The organism is Campylobacter sp. 2018MI13 (assembly GCF_018501135.1).
Taxonomy (GTDB): Bacteria; Campylobacterota; Campylobacteria; order Campylobacterales; family Campylobacteraceae; genus Campylobacter_E.
The window spans coordinates 1-251 of record NZ_JAHCZC010000326.1 but is presented as its reverse complement, the minus strand read 5'-3'; the positions used below and the strand labels follow the sequence as shown (position 1 = coordinate 251).

The 251-nt window shown below is 33.9% G+C and carries 1 protein-coding gene; it reads left to right on the top strand.

Going from position 1 to position 251, the window contains the following annotated elements:
- Window positions 1-251, top strand: a 251-nt coding sequence (locus KJQ99_RS10235) for a 3-isopropylmalate dehydratase small subunit (RefSeq protein WP_214150783.1), incomplete at both ends; no start/stop codon positions are given.

Genomic DNA, 251 nt, shown 5'->3' with positions numbered 1-251 from the left:
GATTTTAGGACAAACTATTGCTCCAATTTTTTTCAATACCGCTCAAGATAGTGGTGCTTTACCAATAGTTTGTGATGTTACAAATCTTGAAATGGGAGATAGATTTGTTGTTGATATTGCAAAAGGACAAATTAAAAAAGATGGTAAAGTTGTTTCAACTTTTGAAATAAATCCAAATACTCTTTTAGACGAAGTTCGTGCAGGTGGCAGAATTCCACTAATCGTAGGTCGTGGATTATGTGCTAAAGCTA